We start from the raw sequence: 24366 nt of genomic DNA on the forward strand, positions 1-24366 counted from the left end.
CTCCCAGTCGCGGGTCGGTAAGGAACCTGACCCGTTACCCTAACGGCGGTCGTTGTGAGGGCCGTCGACTCCCTGGAAGGCTCCCGAGTGCTGCGTGGGCTCGGGGCCGAACGGGTTGTTCTGGCCACCGGGGATCTGCTGCTGGCCACCGGGGGCGACAGCGTGGGACATGGCCGGAGCCCCGCCCATCTGAGCACCCACGACGGGGAAGCCGCCACTGCCCTCGGCCGCCACGGTGAGCTCGGCGAGCTGGTTCTCAAGGTAGAGCTTCAGCCTGCTGCGGTACTCGCGCTCGAAGCTCCGCAGCTCCTCCACCTTGCGCTCGAGCTCGTCACGGGTCTGCACCAGCGAGCCCATGGCCTGCCTGTGGCGCTCCTGCGCGTCGCGCTCGAGCGTCTCCGCGCGGGCACGGGCGTCACCGATGATCTGCTCGGCCTGGCGGCGGGCCTTGCCGAGGACCTCGTCGGCCTCGCGCCGCGCCCGGGTGACCGTCTCGTCGGCCTCACGGCGCGCGTCGGCGATCGCCTGGTCCGCGGTCTGCTGCGCCAGGGCGAGCACGCGGGCGGCGGTGTCCATGTTGTCCTCGGCGGGGGGCATGCCCATGCCGACGGGAACAGGCTCGGGCCTGATGGGCTCCGGCGCCTTCATGGGCTCCGGCTGCGGCATCATCATCTCGGGCTTGGGCTCGGCGACCGGGGCCGGCGCCATGCTCATGCCCATCCCACCCGGCACCTTGCCACGCAGGCACTCGGTCAGCTTCGCACGAAGCTCCTCGTTCTCCTGGATGAGGCGGTCGAGCTCGGCCTCCACCTCATCAAGGAAGGCGTCGACTTCTTCCTCGTCGTACCCCGGCCGCAGCCGGGTGGTACTGAACTGCTTGTTCCGCACATCAGCGGGCGTCAGCGGCATTTCGGTCTCCTTGGCGCGCTCGGAGTCTGTCCGGAGGACGGTACCCGATCAAAAACGAAGCGCGGACACGATTTGGATCATGACCAAGACCACAATGAACAGCACTGTGAAGCTTAGGTCAAAGGCCACCGTACCCAACCGGAGGGGCGGAATGAAACGGCGGAGGAACTTGAGAGGTGGGTCGGTTGCCGTGTATGTGGCCTCCGCGAGCACCAGGACGACCCCTGTGGGACGCCAGGAGCGAGCGAACGCCTGCACCGTCTCGAAGATCATCCTACCGATCAGCAGTATGAGATAGATGTACAGGACTCCGACCAAGATGTCCCTAACGATCCCCACGGTCGCGTCCTGCCTCCATCCCGATCTGCCGACCTCGGTCCGGATGGGCCATGTGTGGCCGTTCACTGTTCATAGTGGAACTCTAGCTCTGGTTGAAGAACCCGCGTTCCGCGATTCGGGCCTTGTCCTCGGCGGTCACCTCGACATTGGCAGGGGACAACAGGAACACCTTGTTGGTAACACGTTCAATGCTGCCATGTAGGCCAAAGACCAGACCTGCCGCGAAATCAACAAGGCGCTTGGCGTCGCTGTCGACCATTTCTGTCAAGTTCATGATGACGGGAGTGCCCTCGCGGAAGTGCTCGCCGATCGTTCGCGCTTCGTTGTACGTGCGAGGATGGAGGGTCGTAATGCGCGCCAGATCGGTCGTACGGCGCTCTATCACGGCGGACCCGGACCTCGGGGCGGGAACCGGGGTCTCGACCTCCTCCTGGCCCTCTTGGGGCGTTCCAAGCCCGCGCTCGTCACCGCGGCGCCGGTCGACGTAGTCGTCCGTATAGTCCTCGTCGTCGGCGTAATTGCCATAATCCGGGTAGCGGTCGTCCTCCACGAGACCGAGGTAGACCGCCATCTTGCGCATCGCGCCGGCCATCGCTACGTCGTCCTCCTGCTCATGGTCGCCGTACCCAAGGCAACCTAAGGCACCGCTGTCGACCTCTGCTCGGATACATGGACATCAAGGTCCACTCGGGGGGACATTACCTGACGAAGGGCTTCCGGCGACCGAGCAACGCCGTACCGACACGCACGTGTGTCGCTCCGTGCGCGATCGCCTCGGCCAGATCTCCACTCATTCCGGCCGAAACGACGGACGCATCCGGATGCACCACACGTAGAGCAGACGAAAGTTCCAAAAGCCTCGCGAAGGCCTTATTAGGATCGCCTCCGAGTGGGGCCACAGCCATGACCCCGCCGAGGGCCAGCCCCTCTGTCGCCGCGATCAGATCGGCCAGGGCCGGCAGCTCCGCCGGAACGACTCCACCGCGGGCCGGATCGTCGTCCAGCGCCACCTGGACCAGGCAGGTGACCTGCCGCCCCGCCCTGACGGCCTCGCGGCCCAGGGCCACGACCAGCCGCGCGCGGTCGACCGAGTGGATCACATCGGCGTACGAGACGACGGACTTGGCCTTGTTCGTCTGGAGCTGCCCGACGAAATGCCACGTCAGGGGCAGGTCAGCGCATTCGGCGGCCTTGGCGGCGGCCTCCTGGTCGCGGTTCTCGCCGACGTCGCGGATGCCGAGCTCGGTGAGGATTCTCACATCGGAGCCGGGATAGGTCTTGGTGATCGCGACGAGGGTGACGTCGCGGCGCGCGCGCCCCGCGCTCTCGCAGGCGGCGGCGATGCGGCGCTCCACCTCGGCGAGGCCTGCCGCGATCTCGTCGCGTCGTGTGGTGTTCGCGTTCTTCACGTGGGGGTTCGGTCACTTCAGAAAGTCAGGAACGTACGGATGGGCGACCTCGCGAGCGCGGCACGTGCCCGGCTCCACGAGGGGAGCAGGCACGTGCCGGCGCTCACTTCAGGAAGTCGGGGACGTCGAGCTCCTCCTCCTGCTCCTCGAAGACCACCGGACGGCGTCGGGCGGGCTCAGAGACGCGGGAGGTGATGGGAGTGGGCGGCTCGGGCGCCGGCCTCGGAATCGACACCGGGCCCTGGGCCTGCTGCTCGGAATGAGAGGCGGAGCCGTGCGAGGACTCCACGCTCTCACGCGCGAACGGCGTGGGGGCGGGCACCGGGTCGGGCGCCGGAGCGGGCTCCGGCACCGGAGGTGCGGGCGCGGCCTGTGTCACCGGTGCGGGCGGCAGCGGACGGACCGGGGCCGGAGCCGGGCGCGGTTCCGCGCGCGCGGGCTCGGCCTTCGGCGCGGGGAAGGCCGTCGCCGCGGGGCGGGACTGGTGGCCCGCCCCGGACGCGGGCGCCGGCGGCGTCTGCGGGGCCGGGCGTGCCGCGGGCTGGGTGCGCGCGGCAGGCTGCACGGGGACGGCGGACTTCTCCGGCTCGGGCTCGTCGAACCCGGCGGCGATCACCGTGACGCGCACCTCGTCGCCGAGGGCGTCGTCGATGACCGTGCCGAAGATGATGTTGGCGTCCAGCGCGGCGGCGTTGGAGACCAGCTGCGCCGCCTCGTTGATCTCGAACAGCCCGAGGTCGGACCCGCCCGCGATCGACAGCAGGACCCCGTGGGCTCCGTCGATGCTCGCCTCCAGCAGCGGGCTGGACACCGCCATCTCGGCCGCGGCGACGGACCTGTCGTCCCCTCGTGCGTGGCCGATGCCCATCAGCGCCGAACCCGCGCCCGACATGACGGACTTCACGTCGGCGAAGTCCAGGTTGATCAGGCCGGGGGTGGTGATGAGGTCGGTTATGCCCTGCACACCGGACAGCAGCACCTGGTCGGCGGCCTTGAAGGCGTCGAGCACGCTGACCTGGCGGTCGGATATCGACAGCAGGCGGTCGTTCGGGATGACGATGAGGGTGTCGACCTCGTCGCGCAGGGTCTCGATGCCGGCCTCGGCCTGCGCCGCGCGGCGCCGCCCCTCGAAACTGAAGGGCCGGGTCACGACACCGATGGTCAGCGCGCCGAGCGACCGGGCGATGTTCGCCACCACGGGCGCGCCGCCCGTGCCGGTGCCGCCGCCCTCGCCCGCCGTGACGAAGACCATGTCGGCGCCCTTGAGGACCTCCTCGATCTCCTCACGGTGATCCTCGGCGGCCTTGCGCCCGACCTCGGGATTGGCTCCCGCGCCGAGGCCGCGCGTGAGCTCGCGGCCCACGTCCAGCTTGACGTCGGCGTCACTCATCAGCAGCGCCTGGGCGTCGGTGTTGATGGCGATGAACTCGACGCCCTTGAGTCCCTCCTCGATCATCCGGTTCACGGCGTTCACTCCGCCGCCGCCGATGCCGACGACCTTGATGACCGCGAGGTAGTTCTGCGGTGCTGCCACGACGAGGGGCCTTTCCGCTCGTTTACTTGCATTACGTGAAGCCCGAAACGGGGCCGGACCTTCTTGTTTAACTCTCACCCTCAAGTTGAGATTTAGAGTTATGTCAACCTGAGGAATGATACGGACAGTAGGGTTGCCCCTCCCCCAGGGTCAACTCACCGCGCCGCAAGCTCGCCCGGCGTGTCGCGGCCTGTCCCTTTCGCTCCTGCCGGAACCTGCCCGGCTGTGGGGCATATCACTTGACTGTCACGACATCCGGTGAGCTGACGTCGTAACTGTCGGCCGGGCGTTCGAGCAGCGTGAGCGCGATGCGTGCCTTGTCGCGGGTGCGCTCGGCCCCGCCCCACACGATCGTACGGCCGTCGCCGAGGCGAAGGGAGACATCGTCGGGAGACGCGGCCCGGACCGTCTCGACCCTGCGTGCCAGGTTGCCGGGAAGGCCGCCCGCGACCGCGAGCGCGGCCTTGGTGGCGGGGTCGTCGGCGGCGAAACGGTCGACGTGGAGGGCGGGTAGGCCGCCGGGGTCGAACGCCTTGACCTCGATGACGAACCCGTGCCGGTCGACCACCGACGCCTTGCCGCCTGCGAGGACGACCGCGACCGGCCTGCGCTCCACCACATGGACGCTGAGCGTGGCCGGCCAGCTGCGCTCCACCGTGACCGACTCGACCTGCCGGAGCGCGGCGATCCTGCTCCGGACCGTCTCGAGGTCGACCGTGGCCATCGGCTGGCGGTCGGGGACCGCCGCCGCCTGCCGGACCCGGTCGTCGGGGAGCGTGACGTTCCCCGAGATCGCGATGTCGCGCACGCCGAGGACCGGCGAGAAGAACACCAGCCAGGCGGCGGCCCCCACCACCCCGCAGGACAGCAGGACGGCGAAGGCCGTGCGCCACGCCGATGGACTCACCGCGAGGCGAGCTCGGCGACGATGTGCGGGCCGAGCTCGGTCACATCGCCGGCGCCCATGGTGAGCACGACGTCACCCGGACGGGCCCGGTCGGCCACGATGGCCGGGACCGTGCCCCGGTCGGAGACGTAGGTGACCCGCTCGGCCGGAAGCGGCACCTTGCCCGCGACCAGCGCGCCCGACACCCCGGGCTCGGGGTCCTCACGGGCGCCGTAGACGTCGAGCACGATGGCCTCGTCGGCCAGCCCGAGAGCGGCTCCGAACTCGTCGGCGAAGAAGCGGGTGCGGGAGTAGAGGTGGGGCTGGAAGACCGCGATGACGCGGCCGGCCGGCCCGGAGAACGACGCGACCACGTCACGGGCGGCGCGCAGGTCGGCGGCCAGCTCGGTGGGGTGGTGGGCGTAGCTGTCGAAGACGGCCACCCCGGCCGCCTCCCCCTTGGCCTCGAAACGGCGCTTGGCCCCGGTGAACGCCGCCAGCCCGTCGCGGAACTCGTCGAACGGCACGCCGAGCTCCTCGGCCACCGCCAGCGCGGCGGTGGCGTTCAGCGCGTTGTGCCGCCCGGGCACCGCGAGCCGGACGTCGCCCTTGCCCTCCACCGTGAACGCGACCCCGAAGCCGTCGGGGGCGATGTCCACGACGCGGATGTCGGCGCCCTCGGACTCGCCGTACGTGCGCACGCGCAGGCCCCGGGCACGCGCCAGCGGGACCAGCGCCGCGGCGCCGGGGTCGTCGGCGCAGACCACCAGCGCCGAGCCGATGCGCTCGACGAAGCGGGCGAAGCTGTCGTGCACGGCCTGCGGGTCGCCGTAGTTGTCGAGGTGGTCGGCCTCGACGTTGGTGACCACCGCCACGCCGGGGGCGAGCATGAGGAAGGACCCGTCGCTCTCGTCGGCCTCGGCCACGAAGACGTCCCCCGCGCCCTCGTCGGCCCCGAGGCCGGTGGTGACGAGCTGGCCTCCCACGCAGTAGGAGGGGTCGCGCCCGCACTTCTGCAGGGCGACCGTGAGCATCGAGGTCGTGGTGGTCTTGCCGTGCGTGCCCGCGACGGCGATGCCGGTGCGCCCGACCATCACCGCGGCGAGCGCGGCGGCGCGCGGGATGACGCGGAGCCCCTGGCGCAGCGCCTCGCCGAGCTCGGGGTTGGAGTCGCGGATCGCGGTGGACACCACCACGGTGTCGACGTTCCTGATGTGCGAGGCGGCGTGGCCCACGTGCACGACCGCGCCGAGCTCGCGCAGCTCGGACACCATCTGCGAGCTGCGGGCGTCGCTGCCGGACACGTCGACGCCGCGCTTGAGCAGGATGCGCGCGATGCCGGACATGCCGGCGCCGCCGATGCCGATGAAGTGCACCCGGCCGAGGTCGCCGGCGGCCACCGGCTCGATCAGCTTCACCAGGCTCATCGGCGGCCTCCCGCGTAGATGATCTCGATGACCTTGCGTGCCAGCACCATGTCGGCGTCCTTGCGGCCCATGCGCGAGGCGGCGTCCGACATCGCGACCACCCGCTCGGGATCGCGCAGGACGGGAAGCACCTTCTGGATGATCCAATCGGCGGTCAGGTCGGCGTTGTCGACCATCATCCCTCCCCCGGCCTCGACGATCGGCATCGCGTTGAGCTTCTGCTCGCCGTTGCCGTGCGGCAGCGGCACGTACGCCGCCGGGAGCCCCACCGCGGTGAGCTCGGCGCAGGTCATCGCCCCGCTGCGGCACAGCACGAAGTCGGCGGCGGCGTACGCGAGGTCCATGCGGTCGACGTAGGGCAGCACGACGTACTGCGGGTCGCCGGGCGGGGGCTCCTGGACGACGGTGTTCTTGGGGCCGATCACGTGGAGCACCTGGACGCCCGCGTGGCGCAGCGCGGGGGCGGACGCGAGGGCCGCCTCGTTGATGGCGCGCGCCCCCTGCGAGCCGCCGAAGACCAGCAGCGTCGGCCGGTCGTTCTCGAGGCCGAAGTAGGACCTGGCCTTGTCTCCCATCGACAGCCGGTCGAGCGCGACGATCTCGCGCCGCAGCGGGATGCCGACGTACTCGGAGTGGGGAAGCGCGGCGTCGGGGTGCCCGGTGAACACGTGGTCGGTGAGCCGGGCGCCGAGCCGGTTGGCGAGGCCGGGACGCGGGTTCGCCTCGTGCACCACGATCGGCACGCCGCGCCGCCGCGCGCCGAGGTAGGCGGGTGTCGCGACGTACCCGCCGAAGCCGACGAGCACGTCGGCCTGCACGCGGTCCATGATGCCCGCGGCGGCGTTGATCGCCCCGGCCAGGCGGCCGGGGACCGTCAGCAGCTGCGGCGTGATGGCGCGCGGCAGCGGGACCGCGGGCACCAGCGCCAGCTCGTACCCGCGCGCGGGAACCAGCCTGGTCTCCAGCCCGCGCTCGGTGCCGAGGCAGGTGATCCCGATGCTCGGGTCCTGCCTGCGCAGCGCGTCGGCCAGCGCCAGGGCGGGTTCGATATGGCCGGCCGTGCCGCCGCCTGCGAGGACCACCCTCATGTCGGTCCTTTCACTCCACGTGCCTCGATGTCGGTCGGGGCCGCCCCGTCCGGCGAATCACCGCCAGCGTGCGACCCAGGCCAAGCCAGCTTAGAGCCCGCGCCGCGGGCCCGGGTCCACGAGCGGCCAGCGCGGCCGCCGCGCCGGGCTCGTGCTTGGCGAACGACAGCAGCATGCCGAGCGCCGCGAGCGTGGGCAACAACGCCGAACCACCGTACGACACGAGCGGCAGCGGGATGCCGGTGATGGGCAGCACGCCGATGACCGCGCCGATGTTGACGATGGCCTGACCTGCGATCCAGGCCACGGCGGCGGAGGCCGTCAGCCGGATGAACGGGTCCTTGACGCGGGACGCCACGCGCAGCCCGGCGTACCCGAGAAGGCCGAAGAGGGCGATCACGAGCAGCGTGCCCATGAGCCCGAGCTCCTCGCCGATGATCGAGAAGATGAAGTCACTCTCGGCGTGGGGCACCCAGCTCCACTTCTGCCGGCTGCTGCCGAGCCCGAGCCCGAACCAGCCGCCCGAGCCCATCGCGATCTGCCCCTGTGCCGCCTGGTACCCCGACCCCTGGGCGTTGCCCCAGACGTCCAGCCAGCCCTCGATGCGGGCCGAGCGGTAGCCCTCGACGCTGATCATGATGACGGTGGCCAGCGTCGCGACGGCGAGGATGCCGCAGAACAGCCGCAGCGGCGCGCCGACGACCCACAGCAGGGCCAGGAAGATCAGCATGAGCACGAGCGTGGTGCCGAGGTCGCGCCCGAGCATGACCATGACGGCGAGGATGGCGGTGCCGGGCATGAGGGGGATCAGGAGCTGGCGCCACTCGATGAGGCCGCCCTTGGCCTTGCGGGCCAGCAGGTCGGCGCCCCAGAGCACCAGGCCGAGCTTGGCGGGCTCGGACGGCTGGATGGTGAGCCCGCCAATGTAGATCCACCGCTGGGCGCCCAGCTCGGTCTCGCCGATGAAGATGACCATGATGAGGCCGATGATGGACAGGGCCATCAGGGGATAGCCGGCGAGCCGGAAGAACCGCTGGGGCAGGCGCGAGCAGATCCACATCACCGGGATGCCGAGCCCGACCGACAGCGACTGCTTGAGGAACCAGTAGAACGGGTTGCCAGTCTTCTGCAGTGCCTCGATGCTGGAGGCCGAGAGCACCATCATCAGCCCGAGCGCCAGCAGCAGCGCGCTGCATCCGAGCACCAGGTAGTAGGACGTGAGCGGGCGGTTCAGCAGCTCGCCGAGCGCGGACAGCCGCTCGCGCCGCCACCCTGCGGGGCCCGCGCGCCCCGGCGCGATCGGGACGTCGCTCATCGCGCCCGCAGGCGGTGGACGGCTCGGGCGAAGGCCTCCCCACGGGCGCCGTAGTCGGCGAACATGTCCAGCGACGCGCCGGCGGGGGCGAGCAGCACGGTGTCCCCCGGGGAGGCGAGCCGGGCGGCTTCGGTGACGACACGGTCCATGACTCCAGTGTCTTGCCCCTCGACCTCCACGACCGGAACATTCGCCGCGTGTCGCGCCAGAGCCTGGCGAATTCGTGCCCGATCGGCTCCGAGGAGCACGGCTCCGCGCAGCCGGCCCGCCGCCCGCCGTACGAGGTCGTCGACGTCGGCGCCCTTGAGCAGGCCGCCCGCGATCCACACGATCGTGGAGTAGGAGGCCAGGGACGCGGCGGCGGCGTGCGGGTTGGTCGCCTTGGAGTCGTCGACGTAGTCCACCTCGGCGAGGCGCGCGACGTGGGCGATGCGGTGCGGGTCGGGCACGTAGTCGAGCAGGCCCCGCCGCACGGCGTCGGCGGGCACCCCGTGCGCGCGGGCCAGCGCCGCCGCCGCCAGCGCGTTGGCCACGTTGTGCGGGGCGAACGGGCGGACGTCGGCCAGGGTCGCGAGCTCCTCGGCGCCCCCGACAGGGTCCTCGACGAAGGCGCGGTCGACGAGCAGGTCCTCCACGACGCCCAGCTGCCCGCTCGCGGGCACGCCGAGCGTGAAGCCGGCCACCCGCGCCGGCCCCGCGGCGTACGGCGCGGCCAGGCGGGACGACCAGGAGTCGTCGGCGTTGTACACGACGACCTCGGCACGCTCGAAGACGCGCGCCTTGACCCGGGCGTACTCCTCCATCGACCCGTGCCAGTCGAGGTGGTCGTCGGCCACGTTGAGTATCGCGGCGGCCCGGGGAGCGAGGCTCGCCGACCAGTGGAGCTGGAAGCTGGACAGCTCCACCGCGAGCACGTCGTACGGCTGCTCGACGGCCTCCACGATGGGGGTGCCGACGTTGCCCACGGCCGCCGCGTCGTGCCCGGCGGCCCGGAGCATGGCGGTGAGCATGCGCACGGCCGTGGTCTTGCCGTTGGTGCCGGTGAGCGCCAGCCAGGGGGCGGCGCCCTCGGGCCGCTGCCGCCAGGCCAGCTCGACCTCGCCGATCACCTCGACGCCCCGGGAAGCCGCCTCCACGAGCAGTGGGTGGGTGGGCCGCCAGCCCGGCGAGGTCACGACCATGCCGGCCTCGGGGGGCAGCCCGCCGCCGAAGCGCACCTCGACGCCGAGGGCGGCCAGCTCGGCCGCCGCCGCACGCTGCCGCTCGCCGTCTCCGGTCTCGACCACGATGACGTGGTGGCCCGACCGGACCAGGCTGCGGGCGGCGGCCATCCCCGAGACCCCGAGGCCCGCCACGCAGACGGTACTCATTGCTTGGGCATCCACTCGACGTAGAACAGGCCGAGGCCGGCGGCGGCGCACAGCATGGCGATCAGCCAGAAGCGGACCACGATGGTCGTCTCGGCCCAGCCCGCCAGCTCGAAGTGGTGCTGGAGTGGAGCCATGCGGAAGACCCGTCTGCGCGTCATCTTGAAGAAGCCGACCTGGATGATGACCGAGGCGGTGATGATGACGCACAGGCCGGCGAGGATGAACAGCAGGAACTGCGTGCGCGTGGTGATCGCCAGCCCGGCGAGCACCCCGCCGAGGGCCAGGGAGCCGGTGTCGCCCATGAAGATCTTGGCGGGCGGGGCGTTCCACCACAGGAAGCCGACCAGCGCGCCGAGGACGGCCGCCGCCACCACCGCGAGGTCCAGCGGGTCACGCACCCAGTAGCAGCTCGGGCCGAGCTGGTTCAGGCAGCTGTTGCGCAGCTGCCAGTTGCCGATCAGCACGTAGGCGGCCAGCACGACGCCGGTGGCGCCGCTGGCGAGGCCGTCGAGTCCGTCGGTGAGGTTCACGGCGTTCGAGAAGCCCACGATCATGATGAGGACCCAGATCGTGAAGACCACGATGCCGACCGACGGCCCGAAGTCCCGCAGGAACGACAGGCGCGTCTCGGCGGGCGTGATCGAGTAGGCGTTCGGGAACCGCACCACCAGCACCGCGAAGACCGCGCCGACGATGAGCTGCCCGAGGGCCTTGGCGCCGCTGCGCAGGCCGAGGCTCCGCTGCTTGTAGATCTTGATGAAGTCGTCGAGGAAGCCGACCGTGCCGAGCCCGGCCATGAGGAACAGCACCAGCACCGCGGACACCGTGGGCGGCGTCCAGGTGGCGAGGTGCGAGCAGGCGAACCCGATGAGCGCGGCGATGACCAGGACCGTGCCGCCCATGGTGGGCGTGCCGCGCTTCTCGTGGTGGCCGGAGGGGCCCTCCTCGCGGATGTTCTGGCCGTAGCCCCTGCGGCTGAAGAGCCGGATCGCCAGCGGGGTGCCGAGCATGGACAGCAGGAGCGCCACCGCCGCGGCGACGAGGACGTCCATCATCGGGCATCACCTCCCAGCAGCGCCTCGGCGACCCGTTCGAGACCGGCGGCGCGCGGGCCCTTGACGAGCACCACGTCCCCGGGACGTAGCTGAGCGGCCAGCTCGGCCGCGGCCTCGGCCGGGTCCGGCACGTGGACGGCCGGAGCCCCCTTGGCGCCCGCGAGCACCGGCCAGGGGTTCTCCCCGACCACCCACAGCCCGGTGAGGCCCGCCTCGGCGGCGAGCCGGCCGACCCCCTCGTTCAGCGAGTCGCTCTCGTCGCCGAGCTCGCGCAGCGAGGCGATCACGGCGAACCTGCGCCGCTCCGCCCCGAGGACGCCGAGCGTCTGGAACGCCGCGCGCATGGAGTCGGGGTTGGCGTTGTACGCGTCGTTGACCACGGTCACGCCGTCGGGACGGTCGGTGACCTCCATGCGCCATCGGCTGCGCGGCTCGGCGCGTGACAGCTCCTCGGCGATGGTCGCCACAGGCAGGCCCAGCTCGTACGCCGCCGCCGCCGCCGCGAGGACGTTCTCGACGGCGTGCGCCCCGTAGAGGCGCAGCCGCACGTCCGCGGAGCCCGACGGGGTCGCCAGCGTGAACGACGCCCTGCCGCGCTCGTCCATCGTCTCGTTCTCGGCCCGCACGCCCGCGGTGGGGGAACGGCCGAACCAGCTCACGCGGGCCTGGGTGCGGTCGGCCATGGCCCGCACGAGCGGGTCGTCGGCGTTGAGCACCGCGACCCCGTCGGCGGGCAGCGCCTCGACCAGCTCGCCCTTGGCCTTGGCGATCTGCTCGCGCCCGCCGAACACGCCGAGGTGGGCGGTGCCGACGTTGAGCACCACGCCGATCTTGGGCGGGGCGATGCGCGCCAGGTCGGCGATGTGGCCCTCGGAACGGGCGCTGAGCTCCAGCACGAGGAAGCGGGTGTCCTCGTCCGCCCTCAGCACCGTGAGAGGGTGGCCGATTTCGTTGTTGTAGGAGCCGACGGGGGCGACCGTCGGGCCTACCAGCGCGGTCAGCCTGGCGAGCAGGTCCTTGGTGGTGGTCTTCCCCGCCGACCCTGTGACGCCGACGACGGTCGCGCGCGGCAGCGCCGCGACCGTGGCCGTGGCCAGCTCGGCCAGTGCCGTCAGGACGTCGCCCACGATGAGACAGGGCGCCTCCACGGGCCGGCTCGCGAGCACGGCCACCGCGCCGGCCTGGCAGGCCTGGGCGGCGAAGTCGTGCCCGTCGGCCCGCTCCCCCCTGATCGCCACGAACAGCGATCCGGGCTCGGCGGCGCGCGAGTCGATCAGGACGGGCCCGCGGACCACGGCGCGGGGATCGGCCATGCCCGCGAGGGCACCCGAGGTGATCTCGGCGATCCTTGCCAGCGGCAACGGGATCATTCGTTCTTCCCTACTTCCATACAAGCTGCTCGTGGGTGTGCGGGGGGCCCGCGCCTCGCCCCTGGGCGCCCGGCCGGGCTACCGGCTCAGCCTCGCACAACGCCGTCGGTCACATGTGCTCTCGTCTGCCGATGGCCTCGGCGACCACCTGCCTGTCGTCGAACGGCAGCACTTCACCGTCGATGTACTGACCCTGCTCATGGCCCTTGCCGGCGACGACGACCACGTCGCCGGGGCGCGCCCGCCCGATCGCGAGGTCGATCGCCGCGGCCCTGTCGGGTTCCATGATCACATGGGCCCGCTCGTGCGGGGGCACGCACAGGGCCCCCTCCAGCATCTCGCCGAGGATACGGAGGGGGTCCTCCGAGCGGGGGTTGTCGCTGGTGAGGATCGCCACGTCGGCGAGCCGCGCGGCGGCGTCCCCCATCATCGGGCGCTTGCCCCGGTCGCGGTCGCCACCGCACCCGAGAACGATGATCAGGTCGCCCGAGGTGACCTCGCGCAGCGCCCGCAGCACCGACTCGACGGCGCCCGGCTTGTGGGAGTAGTCGACGATCGCCTGGAACCCCCGCGCGCCCGGCACGCGCTCCATGCGGCCGGGGACGCCCGTGACGGTGCCCACGCCGTGCACGGCGGCCTGCAGCGGCACCCCGGCCTCCACGAGGGTGACCAGCGCGCCGAGCGTGTTGGCGACGTTGAACGGGCCGGGCAGGGCCACCGACACGTCGGCCTCGATGCCGCCGGGGCCGATCACCCTGAAGGTGCTGCCGTCGGCGCCGAGGCGCACGTCCTGCGCCCGCCAGTCGGCCTCGGCGGCCCCCTCGGCCGAGAACGTGGTGACGGGGACCTTGGCGATGCCCGCGAGCTCCCTGCCGTGGGCGTCGTCGATGTTGACGACGCCCGCCCGGCACAGCTCGGGGGTGAACAGCCGGACCTTGGTCAGGAAGTAGTCGTCGAGGTCGCTGTGGAAGTCGAGGTGGTCCTGCGAGAGGTTGGTGAACAGCGCCACGTCGTAGAAGACGCCGTCGACCCGCCGGAGGGCGAGGGCGTGGCTCGACACCTCCATGGCGGCGGCGGTGACGCCCTCCTCGCGCATGAGCGCGAACAGGCCCTGCAGGTCGCTCGCCTCGGGGGTCGTGAGCGTGGGCGGGAGGCTCTTGTCCCCCACGTGGATCTCCACGCCGCCGATCAGGCCGGTGCGGTGCCCGGCGGCCCGCAGGCCCGCCTCGAGCAGGAACGTGGTGGTCGACTTGCCGCTGGTGCCGGTCACGCCGAGCACGAGGACGCCCGCGGCGGGCCGGCCGTACACCCAGGCGGCGACCTGGCCGAGCACGGAGCGCGGATCGGGCACCACGAGCACCGGCACCCCGGTCGCGACCGCGGCCGGGCGCCCGTCGGGGTCGGTCAGGATCGCGACGGCTCCGCCCGCGACGGCGTCGGGAGAGAACGCGGCGCCGTGGGCGGCGCGGCCCGGCAGCGCGACGTACAGATCGCCCTGGCGCACCTGGCGCGAGTCGATGGTGATGCCGGTGACGGCGGCGAGCGGCGCTCGGGGGCCGCCGGAGGGCGCGCCGAGCAGGGCCGCCAGGCCGGACAGCGGTCGGACCGGGCATGCCGTGGGACGCATGGACGACGGGGGACGCACGGGCGAGAGCGTACCTTCCCCCGTCACCCGTCGGTGCTCATGCGCACCGATGGGGCGGTCGTACCGGTCGGCGGAATCTTTCGGCTCTTCAACGCGAACGTCATGACATCCTTGAACACAGGCGCGGCGATTTCCCCGCCGAAGTGGCCGTTCTTGGGTGCCTGAACGACGGCCAGCACCACCAGACGCGGCGCGTCCGCGGGAGTGAACCCCACAAACGTAGCGGTATATCCGCAATACCCTCGGCAGTTCTCGTCGTATCGCATCGCGGTGCCGGTTTTACCCGCTACTCGGTATCCCTTGATGGCGGCGAGCGAGCCGGTGCTCCCCTCGGCGCTGACCGCCGCCTCCAGCATCGACGAGATGTCCTTGGCGGTGCGAGGGCCGATGACCCGGGTCTGCTTGGGCGCCTTCGCCGGGATGAGCCTGTGGTGCTGATCGACCGTGCCCGCCACGATCTGCGGCGTGATGCGCACGCCTCCGTTGGCGATGGTCTGGTAGACGCTCGCCATCTGCAGGGCCGTCACCGAGACGCCCTGCCCGAAGGCGATCGTGCACCGCTGGCTCCCCGACCACGACTCCCGCTTGGGGAGCAGCCCGGCCTCCTCGCCGTAGAACCCCCCGCCGGTCCTGGCGCCGAAGCCGAACCCCTTGAGCATGTCGTACAGCGGCTGGTCGCCGATCCGGTCGGCGACCATGATCGTGCCGACGTTGCTGGACTCGGCGATGATCCCGGTGAAGGTCAGGTGCTCGGGCGGATGCGGGTGGGCGTCGCTGAGCAGCCGGTCGGCGCACTGGTACTTGTCCTTGACCTCGAACACCGTCTCCGGCCTGACCGCCCCCGCCTCCAGGGCGGCGGCGGCCGTGATGACCTTGTTCGTGCTGCCGGGCTCGAACACCTCCGACACCGCGCGGTTGCCCCAGTCGGTGGCGGGGAGGGTCCTCCACTTGTTGAGGTCGACCTCCGGGGCGTTGGCCATGGCCAGCACCTGGCCGTTCCGCACGTCCATGACGATCACGCTGCCGCTGCGGGCCCCGGCGTCCTTGACCTGCTTGGCGATGGCCTCCTGGGCGGCCCACTGGATGTCGCGGTCGATGGTCAGCCGCACGCCCTGCCCGGCCACCGGCTCCTGCCTGGTGCTCCGCGTCATGGGGATGCGCTGCCCCGTGCCGCCGATCTCGATGGTCTGGCGCCCGTCCTTGCCGCCGAGGAGCTTGTCGTAGGTCTGCTCGAACCCGGTCAGGCCGGTGCCGGCGTCCCCGACGAAGCCCACCAGCCCGCCGGCGAGGTTCCCGCCGGGGTAGAGCCTCCGGTACTGCGGCACGGCCGAGACGCCGTCGATCTTCAGGTCGAGCACGCTCTTGGCGGTGCCGAGTGGGATGTCGCGCGCGAGCAGCGCGTAGTGGGTTTTCGGCAGCGAGAGCTTGGCCACGATGTCGTCCTTGGGGACGCCGAGCGCCGTGGCGAGGGTCGTGGCGACCTGGTCGCGCTGGCCGGGCGGCACCTTGGTCGGGTCCGCCGAGATCTCGCGGGCCTCCACGGTGACGGCCAGCTCGTGGCCGTTGACGTCGGTGATGGAGCCCCGGCGCGCGGGAAGCGTCTCCTCACGCACCCGGAGCGAGGCCGCCTTCGCCTCGAAGACCTTGGAGTCGAGCCCCTGGAGCTGGACCAGCCGTCCCGCGAACAGCGACAGCACGACGGCCATGCCCATCAGGCCGATGTTGATCCGCCGCGCCGGGTTGCCGAGGCGCAGGGGGGCCGCCGGCCGGGGCGCCCACGAACGGGGCGGCACCGCGCGTCGGGTGGGCCCGTCCAGGTCGGGGCCGCGGCCCCCGGGCGGGACGCGGCGCGGTCCCTGGCCGTTGCCGAGGAGGCGGCGGGGCAGTGGGCTGGTGGCCTCGGGCCCTCCCCTGCCGGGCCGTACGGGACGCCCGCCAGAGCGGGACGGGCCGTCGGGACGCGGACGGCCGGACGCGGAGGACTCAGGGCGCGGCGGGCGGCCCGACCCCGCTGTTCCCGTGGTGGCCTCGGGACGGCCGGCCCGCCCGTCGGGTCGTCCGGCCCCCTGCGACCGGCCCTGGTCCTTGGCCCGGCCCGGCCCATCAGGCCGTCCGGACCCCTCGGACCGCCCGGAACCCTCAGTACGCCCGGAGCCCCCGGAACGGCCGGAACCCTCAGTACGGCCGGAACCCCCAGGGCGGCCGGAACCCGCGGAACGCCCGGAGCCCTCAGTGCGTCCGGAGCCCTCGGGACGATCGGCGTCGCCTGGCCGCCCTCCCGAGCCGCCGGGCCGCCCAGAGCGCCCCCCGGACCCGGAACCGCGCCGGGGCCCGCCGGGGCCGCCCCGTGCGCCCCCGGAACCGCCGCCGGGCCCGTTGCCCGGCCCGTTGCGGCCCGGCCCCGGGGGACGGCCGCCGCCTTCTCTCACGGCCTCGCGACCTCCGCCTGCGACGCCTGAGCCTCGGCGCCCGCCGCGTCCGCGGTGTTCGCCGTGTTCGCCTGGCCGGAACCGCTCGCGCCCGGGCCCTTCGAAACCTCGAGGACCTCCGGCGCGGTCTTGTCCGGCTTCATGCCCGAGTCGTCGCCCTTGACGCGCTGGTCGAGCGCGCCCGGCTGGTCCTTCACCATCACTTCGGTCTTCTTGTCCTGGGCCTGCTGGTGCAGCAGTTCGGTGGACTTGCGCAGGTCGTTCGCCCTGAAGGAGTCCTGGGCGAGCACGAGGTTGAGCAGCAGCAGGCTGACCAGGCCGCCGCACAGCAGCCCGACGACGAGCAGCACGAACGGGGCCCGCGGCGCGCTGCGCGGCACCGGCGCCCGCCGCGCGCCCTCGGCGAGCCCGCCACCGGCGGCCGGCCTGGTGGCAGCGCCACGCCGCGCCGGCCGGGGCGCGGCGGGGCGCCGCACGGTCTTTCCTGGCCTCGAAGGCACGGTGCGTTCTGGCCTCGAAGGCGCCGAGACCCCGCGCGCCGCGCGCGCGGGCCTCTCGCCGACGGCGGTCGTGCCGTAGCCGCTGCCGGTGTCTTCGGTGATCTCCTTGTCAACGCTCATTCCGGCTCCCGGATCCTCTCTGCAGCCCGCAACCTGGCCGAGGCAGCGCGCGGGTTGCGCGCGACCTCCTCCTCGTCTGGGAGCTCGGCTCCCCTCGTCACCAAGCGGAACCTCGGCTGGTGGGCCGGAAGCGGGACGGGCAGCCCAGGAGGGCTGGTGTCCCTGGTTCTCGCGGTGAGGACCTGCTTGCTCAGCCGGTCCTCCAGTGAGTGGTAGGAGAGCACGACCACGCGCCCCCCGACCGCCAGGGCGTCGAGGGCCGCGGGAAGCGCCCGTTCGAGAGCGGTCAACTCCCCATTAACTTCGATACGTAACGCCTGGAAAGTTCTTTTTGCGGGGTTTCCCCCGGTTCGTCGGGTCGCGGCCGGGATCGCCTCACGGACGATCTCGGCGAGACGCTTGGTCGACGTGATCGCACTCTCGGCGCGCTCCCTGGCGAGGAAGCGCGCGACGCGGGACGCGAAGCGCTCCTCGCCGTAGTCGCGCAGGATGCGGGTCAACTCCCCCTCGGAGTAGGTGTTGACCACCACGTCGGCCGTGAGCTCCTGCTGTGGATCCATCCGCATGTCGAGCGGGGCGTCGTAGGAGTAGGCGAAGCCGCGCTCGGCCTCGTCGAGCTGCGGGGAGGAGACGCCCAGGTCGAACAGGACGCCGTTCACCCGCGGGAACCCCGCCCGCGAGAGCACCTCGGGAAGCTCGTCGGAGACCGCCCTCACCAGGGTGACGCGCCCGGAGTACGGCGCGAGGCGCGCGGTGGACCGCTCGATGGCGGTCGGATCGCGGTCGATGCCGATCAGGTGAAGGTCCGGATGCGCGGCCAGCAGGGCCTCGGCGTGACCGCCCAGGCCCAGGTTGGCGTCGACGAGCACGGGGCTCGGACCGGCGAGCGCGGGAGCGAGGAGCTCCAGGACGCGGCGGAGCATCACCGGAACGTGCCCGCCCGGCTCGGCATGATTATCGACATGCATGGTCAAACCCCCTTTGCCGCAATGGTTGTGTCTGCTGACCCCGGGACACTACCTGCTCGCGGATATGCGGCTTTTGTACCGTCTTGTCGCCGGTGGGCTCTCGCCCCACCCCTGTCGACGGCTCGTCCGGCCAGGTCCCCATCCGCGTCCCCTCTTCGGGCCCCGCCACCTGACACCGGGGAAGGTGCATCAGCTGGCGGCGGCGCCGTGGTGACCGGGAGCCTTCCCGGCACCGTGGGAGCGGGTGGAGACCTCGCCGAACGACGTCTTCACCGACGAGTCGACCGTTTCAAAGGACTCCTGGCAGCACCTCCTCCGACAGCTCGGAGAACGCCTGCTCTTGGTCGGCCAGGTAGGTCTCCCAGGCCGTCGCGTCCCAGATCTCCAGCCGCGTGTTGGCCCCGATGACCGCACAGTCGCGCCGGAGGCCCGCGTATTCACGCAGGCTCTGGGGAATGGTGATCCGCCCCTGCTTGTCGGGCGTCTCGTCGGAAGCACTCGCGAAGAAGACACGACTGTAATCGCGGACGGCCTTGGCTGTCACAGGCGCGGTGCGCAGCGCATCGGTAATGCGCTGGAACTCCTCCACGGGAAAGACGTAGAGGCACCGCTCCTGGCCCTTGGTGATCACAAGACCCTCCGCCAGCTCCTCACGGTACTTCGCCGGCAGGAACAGTCGTCCTTTCTCGTCCAGACGCGGTTGATGGGTGCCGAGGAACACCGGCCCCACCTCCCGTGCCATGTGGAACGGCTGGCGCATGGACCCCAGCCCCTCCACTGCGCACCACCATACTCCACTTCTCCCCACCGTCAACTGATTCAAACGGTATTCGACCGCGGTTGCGTTCGCGTTTACGCAGGTCAGAGGGGGTGGAGCGGAGTGGGGCGCCCGAGGCCCCCCGCACACGCGCACGGGCGTGTCGGCGCCCGCCATTGACACGCTTCGGTCCGCCCTCGCGGGGGATGCCGGGAAAGGGGGTCCGCCGGTGGGGGAAAGTGGGAGGCCGCACCCCGCCCGACGTCGCCTTATGTCACCAGATTCGCACCTTGGCGCGACGAGAACATGACCCCGCACAAGAACACTGAGGCTGTTCATCCGAAATATGACGGAAAGTCGCCCGGGAACCCGCGGCATCGTAGTGTCGGTAAGCACAATGAAGAAGGAATCGCAAAGCCCCCCGCATAACGATCCCGGCGCGGGGCTGCCGCACCCTCATGGAGGCCCAGTGGGAATAACCCACGATGTCGGACAGGAGCTGGAAGGTCTGGTCGCCACGGCGCATCGGATCCGTGAGGCGATCGAGTCGGTGATCGAGGGAAAGAGCGACGTCGTCCGCCTGACCCTCACCGTGATGCTGGCGGAAGGGCACCTCCTGATCGAGGACGTGCCCGGCGTCGGCAAGACGATGCTGGCCAAGGCATTGGCGCGGTCCATCGACTGCCCGGTGCGCCGCGTGCAGTTCACCCCCGACCTGCTCCCCAGCGACATCACGGGCGTCAGCGCCTTCAACCAGCAGTCACGCGAGTTCGAGTTCAAGCCCGGCCCTGTCTTCGCCAACATCGTGGTGGGCGACGAGATCAACCGCGCCTCTCCCAAGACCCAGTCGGCGCTGCTGGAGTGCATGGAGGAGCACCAGGTCACCGTCGACGGCACGACGTATTACCTCGAGACGCCGTTCATGGTCATCGCGACCCAGAACCCCATCGAGATGGAGGGCACCTATCCCCTCCCCGAGGCCCAGCGCGACCGCTTCACCGCGAGGATCGCGATGGGCTACCCCGAGGCCGCCGCCGAGCTGGAGATGCTCGACGTCCACGGCGCCTCCTCGCCGCTGGACAAGCTGGAGCCGGTCGCGACGACCGCCGAGGTGCGGGCCCTGATCGACGCCGTGCGGGCGGTCTACGTCTCCCAGTCCATCAAGAAGTACGCCATCGACATGGTCACCGCCACGCGCCAGTCCCCCGACCTGCGCCTCGGCGCCTCCCCCCGCGCCACGCTCCACCTCGTGCGCGCCGCCCGCGCCCACGCCGCCCTGTCGGGCCGCGACTACGTCATCCCCGACGACCTGCAGGACCTGGCCGTCCCCGTGCTCGCGCACCGCCTGCTCCCGAGCCTGGAGGCCCAGGGCCAGCGCCGCCGTCCCGAGCACGTCATGGCCGACCTCGTGCGCCGCGTCCCCGTGCCCGAGAGCCGGGAGAAGGAATTCGACGGGGCGGGATCGCGGCGGTGATAGCGGGGCTACGGGCGCTCACCTCGCGCGGCAGGTCGTTCCTCGCCTCCGGCACGGCCGCGCTGCTGTGCGCGCTCGCCCTCGGCGAGCACGACCTGCTGCGCGTCAGCGTGCTCGTCATCGTCCTGCCGCTGCTCGCGGCCCTCGTGGTCGCGCGCACGCGGTACCGCCTGAGCTGCGCCAGGCGGCTCGACCCGAGCAGGGTGGCGGTCGGCTCCGACAGCACGGTGACGCTCCGGCTGGAGAACGTCACCCGGCTGCCCACCGGCCTGCTGCTCATCGAGGACACCGTTCCCTACGCCGTGGGCACCCGCCCCCGGTTCGTCCTCGACCGGGTCGAGTCGCGCGGCATCCGCGAGATCGACTACAAGGTCAGGTCCGACCTGCGGGGCAGGTTCCCGATCGGGCCGCTGTCGGTGCGCATCGCCGACCCCTTCGGCCTGGTCGAGCTCACCCGGGCGTTCAACACGACCGACACGCTGATGGTGGTCCCGGAGGTCGTGCCGCTCCCGCACATCCGGCTCTCGGGTGAGTGGACCGGCGGCGGCGACAGCCGTACCACCAGCGTCGCGGCGGCCGGGGACGACGACATCGGGCCACGCGAGTACCGCCAGGGCGACGACCTGCGCCGGGTGCACTGGCGCTCCACCGCCCGGTACGGCGAGCTCATGGTGCGCCGCGAGGAGCAGCAGTGGCAGAGCCGGGGCGCCCTGCTGCTCGACACCCGCAGGCACGCCCACCGGGGCGAGGGCCCGAGGTCGTCCTTCGAGGTCGGGGTCTCCGCCGCGGCGTCCATCGGGGTCCACCTGGCCCGCGAGAGCCTCGGCCTGCGACTGGTCACCGACCAGGGCGCCCACCACCTCGCCGACGGCGGCACGGGCACCTCCCTGCTCGACGCGCTCGCCGTCGTGCGGCAGAGCACCGCCCGCTCGCTGGAGTCCGGCATCACGGCGCTGCGCCAGGGCGGCGGCGACGGGCTCATCGTCGCCGTGCTCGGCGACCTCGACGCCGAGGAGGCCCACGCGCTGGCCCGGCTGCGCCACGGCGGCGTCACCGGCGTCGCGGTCATGCTGGACGTGCGGACCTGGCAGCACACCCCGTCCCACCATTCCGCCGTGGACGAGTCGTACGAGACCGCGCGCGCCGTGCTCGCCGGCTCGGGCTGGCGCGTCGTACGGCTGCCCGCGGGCACCTCGCTGGCGGAGGTCTGGCAGGACGCCGCCCAGAACAGCAGGTACACGGGGCCGCAGGACACGATCACGGCAGGAGACGCGGCATGAGACTCCCGATCGCGGCGGGCCTGGCCACGGCCGCGGTGTCGATCACCCTCTACCCGCTGTTCAGCGGGGGCTCCTGGTTCTGGACCGGGATGGGCGCGATCGCCGTGGTCACGGCCGCCTCCGCCCTGACCACGCGCCACACGGTGCCGAGGTGGCTCGGCCCCCCGCTGGAGCTGGTCCTGCTGTGGATCTACCTGACGGTGGTCTTCGCCGGGGACTACACGTGGGCCTGGTTGATCCCCACCAAGGACACGGTGCTGGCCCTCGCCGACCTCACCCGCGCCGGGTTCACCGACATCCAGCAGTACGCCGCCCCCGTGCCGTCCAACCCGGGGATCTCCCTGCTCACCGCGGGTGGCATCGGCCTGATCGCCCTGCTGGTCGACCTGCTCGCCGTACGGGCGCGCCGCGCCGCGCTCGCGGGGCTGCCGCTGCTGGCGCTGTTCACGGTGCCCGCGGCGGTGATCTCCGACCCCATCGCGTGGCCGGCGTTCCTCATCGGGGCCCTCGGGTTCGTGGGCCTGCTCACCGCCGACGGGCGCGAGCGCCTCAGCCACTGGGGCCGCGCCGTCCTCGTGCGCCGCTCGCGCGGCGCCGGCACCAGGGTGCAGACCGACGCCGCCCCGCTGTCGCTGGCCGGCAAGCGCATCGGGTTCGCGGCGATCGCCCTGGCCATCGGGCTGCCCGCGGCGCTGCCGACGCTCCAGCCCAACCCGCTGTTCGGCTTCGGGGTGGGCTCTGGCATCGGCGGGGGCGGCAACACGATCACGATCCCGAACCCGATCGCGAGCCTGCGCGGTCAGCTCACCCAGCCCGACAACGCCACCGTGCTCACCTATACCAACAGCGACAACATCCCGCGCTACCTGCGCATGTACTCGCTGGACACCTTCGACGGCGAGCAGTGGACCATGTCGCAGCCGAAGGGCCGCCCGGAGAACCGCGTGTCAGAGGGCCCGCTACCCTCTCCCCCCGGCCTCTACCCGACCGTCCCCGTCAAGACCGTCACGACCCAGATCAAGGTCAGCGGCGACGTCGAGAAGCTCAGCTTCCTGCCTCTGCCCTACCCCGCGTCGCGGGTGCGGGTGGAAGGCGACTGGCGGGCCGACGAGAGCACTCTGATGGTCTTCTCCACCCACGACACGGCCGGCGGCGAGACATACGACGTCGCGAGCCAGGAGCCCCAGCCGACGCCGGAGGGCCTGAACGGGCTGACCGAGGTGCCCTCGCCGGACATGGACGAGCGGTACCTGCAACTGCCCCCGGACCTGCCCCCGCAGATCGCCGCCACGAGCGCCCGGCTGGTCGACGACTCCGACACGCCGTACCAGAAGGCGGTCAAGCTCCAGGAGTGGTTCACCGCCAACGGCGGGTTCACCTACAGCCTCCGCACCCAGGGCAACGGCAACGAGGCGCTGCTCGACTTCCTGAACAGCCGCACGGGCTACTGCGAGCAGTTCGCCGCCGCCATGGCGGTGATGGCCCGGCTCCTCGACATCCCCGCCCGCGTGGGAATCGGCTACACCGGCGGCTCCTTCATCGAGGGCGAGTGGCAGGTCCGCACCCACGACCTGCACGCCTGGCCTGAGCTGTACTTCCAGGGAGCCGGTTGGCTGCGCTTCGAGCCCACCCCCGCGGGCGGCCTCGGCCAGGCGACGGCCCGCGTCCCCGACTACTCGCGCCCGCCCGTCTCGACGGCCGCGCCCGGCGACGGGGCGACGGCGAGCCCGACGTCCGACCCGTCCGCGACCGACCTGGCCGACACCCTGGCCGGCAGGAAGCGGGACCCCCGTGACCCCGACGCCGGCCTGTCCGTCGACCCGGTCATCGTCGACCAGGGCCTGTCCGTGCCTGCGAAGATCGGCATCGGCCTGGCCGTCCTGCTGCTGGTCGTGCTGATCCCCGCGGCCGCGCGGGCGGTGACCCGGTATCGGCGCAGGCACGCCTGGGCGCTCCAGGAGCCGCCGGAGGCGCCGGAGGCGCGCGCGAGCGCGCACCGCCCGGAGACGGCGGAGCGTCTCGGGCACGCCGTCCACGCGACCTGGCGCGAGCTGATCGACACCCTGCACGATCTCGGGCTCGGGCACGAGGCGAGCGAGACCCCGCGCGCGCTGGCCAGACGGCTCACCGAGAAGTACGAGCTGGACGCGGAGACCGCCGCCTCGGTCGCGCGGATCGCCTCTGCCGAGGAGCGGCTGCGGTACGCGCCCTCGCCGGGACCGGTCGGCTCGCTGGCGGCCGACATGCGGCGCGTGCGCGGGGCGCTCATGGCGACGGTGTCGCGCGGGCGGCGGCTGCGGGCGACGTTCCTGCCTCCCTCGACCCTGCTGAGGGTGCGGGGGGCGGGCGAGAAGGTGCTCGACGGGTTCGACAGGCTGGAGACGCTCCGGCTGTGGCCGCGCCGCGACCGGTCCGAGCCTCCCGCCGGGCAGGCGGCCGAGGAGCGCGTGCTCACCGGCTCTCGCGAGCGCTGACCCCGGGCGGGCCGGCT

20 protein-coding genes are annotated in these 24366 nt (G+C 72.0%); 3 read left to right on the forward strand and 17 right to left on the reverse strand.

The window, feature by feature from the left end:
* Window positions 1–39: 39 nt before the first annotated feature.
* From ACOZ38_RS30825 to mraZ, 17 genes are all read right to left on the reverse strand, one after another.
* Entirely contained in the window at window positions 40–909 is an 870-nt protein-coding gene (locus ACOZ38_RS30825) for a DivIVA domain-containing protein (protein WP_405151687.1), read from the reverse strand.
* A gap of 48 nt (window positions 910–957) precedes the next feature.
* Entirely contained in the window at window positions 958–1248 is a 291-nt protein-coding gene (locus tag ACOZ38_RS30830) for a YggT family protein (protein WP_363921024.1), read from the reverse strand.
* A gap of 82 nt (window positions 1249–1330) precedes the next feature.
* Window positions 1331–1840: a cell division protein SepF gene (locus tag ACOZ38_RS30835; RefSeq protein ID WP_405151688.1), complete on the reverse strand. Its 510-nt coding sequence runs from the start codon at window positions 1838–1840 to the stop codon at window positions 1331–1333.
* Window positions 1841–1946: 106 nt separating this feature from the next.
* Window positions 1947–2657, reverse strand: a complete 711-nt coding sequence (locus tag ACOZ38_RS30840; RefSeq protein ID WP_424534625.1) for a YggS family pyridoxal phosphate-dependent enzyme — start codon at window positions 2655–2657, stop codon at window positions 1947–1949.
* Between the two features lie 103 nt (window positions 2658–2760).
* Window positions 2761–4191: a cell division protein FtsZ gene (gene ftsZ, locus ACOZ38_RS30845; RefSeq protein WP_424534626.1), complete on the reverse strand. Its 1431-nt coding sequence runs from the start codon at window positions 4189–4191 to the stop codon at window positions 2761–2763.
* A 235-nt stretch (window positions 4192–4426) separates the two neighbouring features.
* Window positions 4427–5098 carry a cell division protein FtsQ/DivIB gene (locus ACOZ38_RS30850; RefSeq protein WP_424534627.1) on the reverse strand — a complete coding sequence of 224 codons (672 nt, stop codon included), beginning with the start codon at window positions 5096–5098 and terminating at the stop codon, window positions 4427–4429.
* Window positions 5095–6504: a UDP-N-acetylmuramate--L-alanine ligase gene (murC, locus tag ACOZ38_RS30855; RefSeq protein WP_424534628.1), complete on the reverse strand. Its 1410-nt coding sequence runs from the start codon at window positions 6502–6504 to the stop codon at window positions 5095–5097. The genes ACOZ38_RS30850 and murC overlap by 4 nt, the downstream gene beginning before the upstream one ends.
* Window positions 6501–7592: an undecaprenyldiphospho-muramoylpentapeptide beta-N-acetylglucosaminyltransferase gene (gene murG / locus ACOZ38_RS30860; RefSeq protein WP_424534629.1), complete on the reverse strand. Its 1092-nt coding sequence runs from the start codon at window positions 7590–7592 to the stop codon at window positions 6501–6503. The genes murC and murG overlap by 4 nt, the downstream gene beginning before the upstream one ends.
* A 10-nt stretch (window positions 7593–7602) precedes the next feature.
* Entirely contained in the window at window positions 7603–8907 is a 1305-nt protein-coding gene (ftsW, locus tag ACOZ38_RS30865) for a putative lipid II flippase FtsW (RefSeq protein WP_424534630.1), read from the reverse strand.
* Window positions 8904–10277 (reverse strand): UDP-N-acetylmuramoyl-L-alanine--D-glutamate ligase, encoded by a 1374-nt coding sequence (gene murD, locus ACOZ38_RS30870; RefSeq protein ID WP_424534631.1) that lies wholly within the window; start codon window positions 10275–10277, stop codon window positions 8904–8906. The genes ftsW and murD overlap by 4 nt, the downstream gene beginning before the upstream one ends.
* Window positions 10274–11332: a phospho-N-acetylmuramoyl-pentapeptide-transferase gene (mraY, locus tag ACOZ38_RS30875; RefSeq protein WP_363922419.1), complete on the reverse strand. Its 1059-nt coding sequence runs from the start codon at window positions 11330–11332 to the stop codon at window positions 10274–10276. The genes murD and mraY overlap by 4 nt, the downstream gene beginning before the upstream one ends.
* Complete coding sequence (locus ACOZ38_RS30880; RefSeq protein WP_424534632.1) at window positions 11329–12702, reverse strand: UDP-N-acetylmuramoyl-tripeptide--D-alanyl-D-alanine ligase; 1374 nt, start codon at window positions 12700–12702, stop codon at window positions 11329–11331. Before ACOZ38_RS30880 ends, mraY begins: the two co-directional genes overlap by 4 nt.
* A 109-nt stretch (window positions 12703–12811) precedes the next feature.
* Entirely contained in the window at window positions 12812–14329 is a 1518-nt protein-coding gene (locus tag ACOZ38_RS30885) for a UDP-N-acetylmuramoyl-L-alanyl-D-glutamate--2,6-diaminopimelate ligase (protein WP_424537114.1), read from the reverse strand.
* 41 nt (window positions 14330–14370) lie between these two features.
* Complete coding sequence (locus ACOZ38_RS30890) at window positions 14371–16140, reverse strand: peptidoglycan D,D-transpeptidase FtsI family protein (RefSeq protein ID WP_424534633.1); 1770 nt, start codon at window positions 16138–16140, stop codon at window positions 14371–14373.
* Between the two features lie 632 nt (window positions 16141–16772).
* Window positions 16773–17396, reverse strand: coding sequence for a hypothetical protein (locus ACOZ38_RS30895; RefSeq protein WP_424534634.1), 624 nt, complete (start codon window positions 17394–17396; stop codon window positions 16773–16775).
* A complete protein-coding gene (rsmH, locus tag ACOZ38_RS30900; RefSeq protein ID WP_424534635.1) occupies window positions 17393–18364 on the reverse strand; it encodes a 16S rRNA (cytosine(1402)-N(4))-methyltransferase RsmH in 972 nt (323 codons plus the stop codon). Before rsmH ends, ACOZ38_RS30895 begins: the two co-directional genes overlap by 4 nt.
* Before the next feature lie 289 nt (window positions 18365–18653).
* Window positions 18654–19085: a division/cell wall cluster transcriptional repressor MraZ gene (mraZ, locus tag ACOZ38_RS30905; protein WP_358554804.1), complete on the reverse strand. Its 432-nt coding sequence runs from the start codon at window positions 19083–19085 to the stop codon at window positions 18654–18656.
* A gap of 433 nt (window positions 19086–19518) precedes the next feature.
* On the opposite strand from mraZ, the gene ACOZ38_RS30910 reads away from it, so the two are divergent.
* The 3 genes from ACOZ38_RS30910 to ACOZ38_RS30920 are packed head-to-tail and all read left to right on the forward strand — an operon-like array spanning window position 19519 to window position 24349.
* The gene (locus tag ACOZ38_RS30910; protein ID WP_424534636.1) at window positions 19519–20595 is read left to right on the forward strand and encodes an AAA family ATPase; all 1077 of its coding nucleotides are present in this window, start codon (window positions 19519–19521) and stop codon (window positions 20593–20595) included.
* Complete coding sequence (locus tag ACOZ38_RS30915) at window positions 20592–21875, forward strand: DUF58 domain-containing protein (RefSeq protein ID WP_424534637.1); 1284 nt, start codon at window positions 20592–20594, stop codon at window positions 21873–21875. Before ACOZ38_RS30910 ends, ACOZ38_RS30915 begins: the two co-directional genes overlap by 4 nt.
* On the forward strand, window positions 21872–24349 hold the full coding sequence (locus ACOZ38_RS30920) for a transglutaminaseTgpA domain-containing protein (protein ID WP_424534638.1): 2478 nt from the start codon (window positions 21872–21874) through the stop codon (window positions 24347–24349). Before ACOZ38_RS30915 ends, ACOZ38_RS30920 begins: the two co-directional genes overlap by 4 nt.
* The last annotated feature ends 17 nt before the right edge of the window (window positions 24350–24366 follow it).

It is taken from the genome of Sphaerisporangium viridialbum (assembly GCF_049674955.1).
Lineage (GTDB): Bacteria > Actinomycetota > Actinomycetes > Streptosporangiales > Streptosporangiaceae > Sphaerisporangium > Sphaerisporangium viridialbum.

Bases quoted from the DNA above. Each gene is read 5' to 3' on its own strand.
- ACOZ38_RS30825 (WP_405151687.1), bottom strand. From the start codon at position 909: ATGCCGCTGACGCCCGCTGATGTGCGGAACAAGCAGTTCAGTACCACC.
- ACOZ38_RS30835 (WP_405151688.1), bottom strand. From the start codon at position 1,840: ATGGCCGGCGCGATGCGCAAGATGGCGGTCTACCTCGGTCTCGTGGAG.
- murC (WP_424534628.1), bottom strand. From the start codon at position 6,504: ATGAGCCTGGTGAAGCTGATCGAGCCGGTGGCCGCCGGCGACCTCGGC.
- murG (WP_424534629.1), bottom strand. From the start codon at position 7,592: ATGAGGGTGGTCCTCGCAGGCGGCGGCACGGCCGGCCATATCGAACCC.
- ftsW (WP_424534630.1), bottom strand. From the start codon at position 8,907: ATGAGCGACGTCCCGATCGCGCCGGGGCGCGCGGGCCCCGCAGGGTGG.
- murD (WP_424534631.1), bottom strand. From the start codon at position 10,277: ATGAGTACCGTCTGCGTGGCGGGCCTCGGGGTCTCGGGGATGGCCGCC.
- mraY (WP_363922419.1), bottom strand. From the start codon at position 11,332: ATGATGGACGTCCTCGTCGCCGCGGCGGTGGCGCTCCTGCTGTCCATG.
- ACOZ38_RS30880 (WP_424534632.1), bottom strand. From the start codon at position 12,702: ATGATCCCGTTGCCGCTGGCAAGGATCGCCGAGATCACCTCGGGTGCC.
- ACOZ38_RS30885 (WP_424537114.1), bottom strand. From the start codon at position 14,329: ATGCGTCCCACGGCATGCCCGGTCCGACCGCTGTCCGGCCTGGCGGCC.
- ACOZ38_RS30895 (WP_424534634.1), bottom strand. From the start codon at position 17,396: ATGAGCGTTGACAAGGAGATCACCGAAGACACCGGCAGCGGCTACGGC.
- rsmH (WP_424534635.1), bottom strand. From the start codon at position 18,364: ATGCATGTCGATAATCATGCCGAGCCGGGCGGGCACGTTCCGGTGATG.
- ACOZ38_RS30910 (WP_424534636.1), top strand. From the start codon at position 19,519: ATGAAGAAGGAATCGCAAAGCCCCCCGCATAACGATCCCGGCGCGGGG.
- ACOZ38_RS30920 (WP_424534638.1), top strand. From the start codon at position 21,872: ATGAGACTCCCGATCGCGGCGGGCCTGGCCACGGCCGCGGTGTCGATC.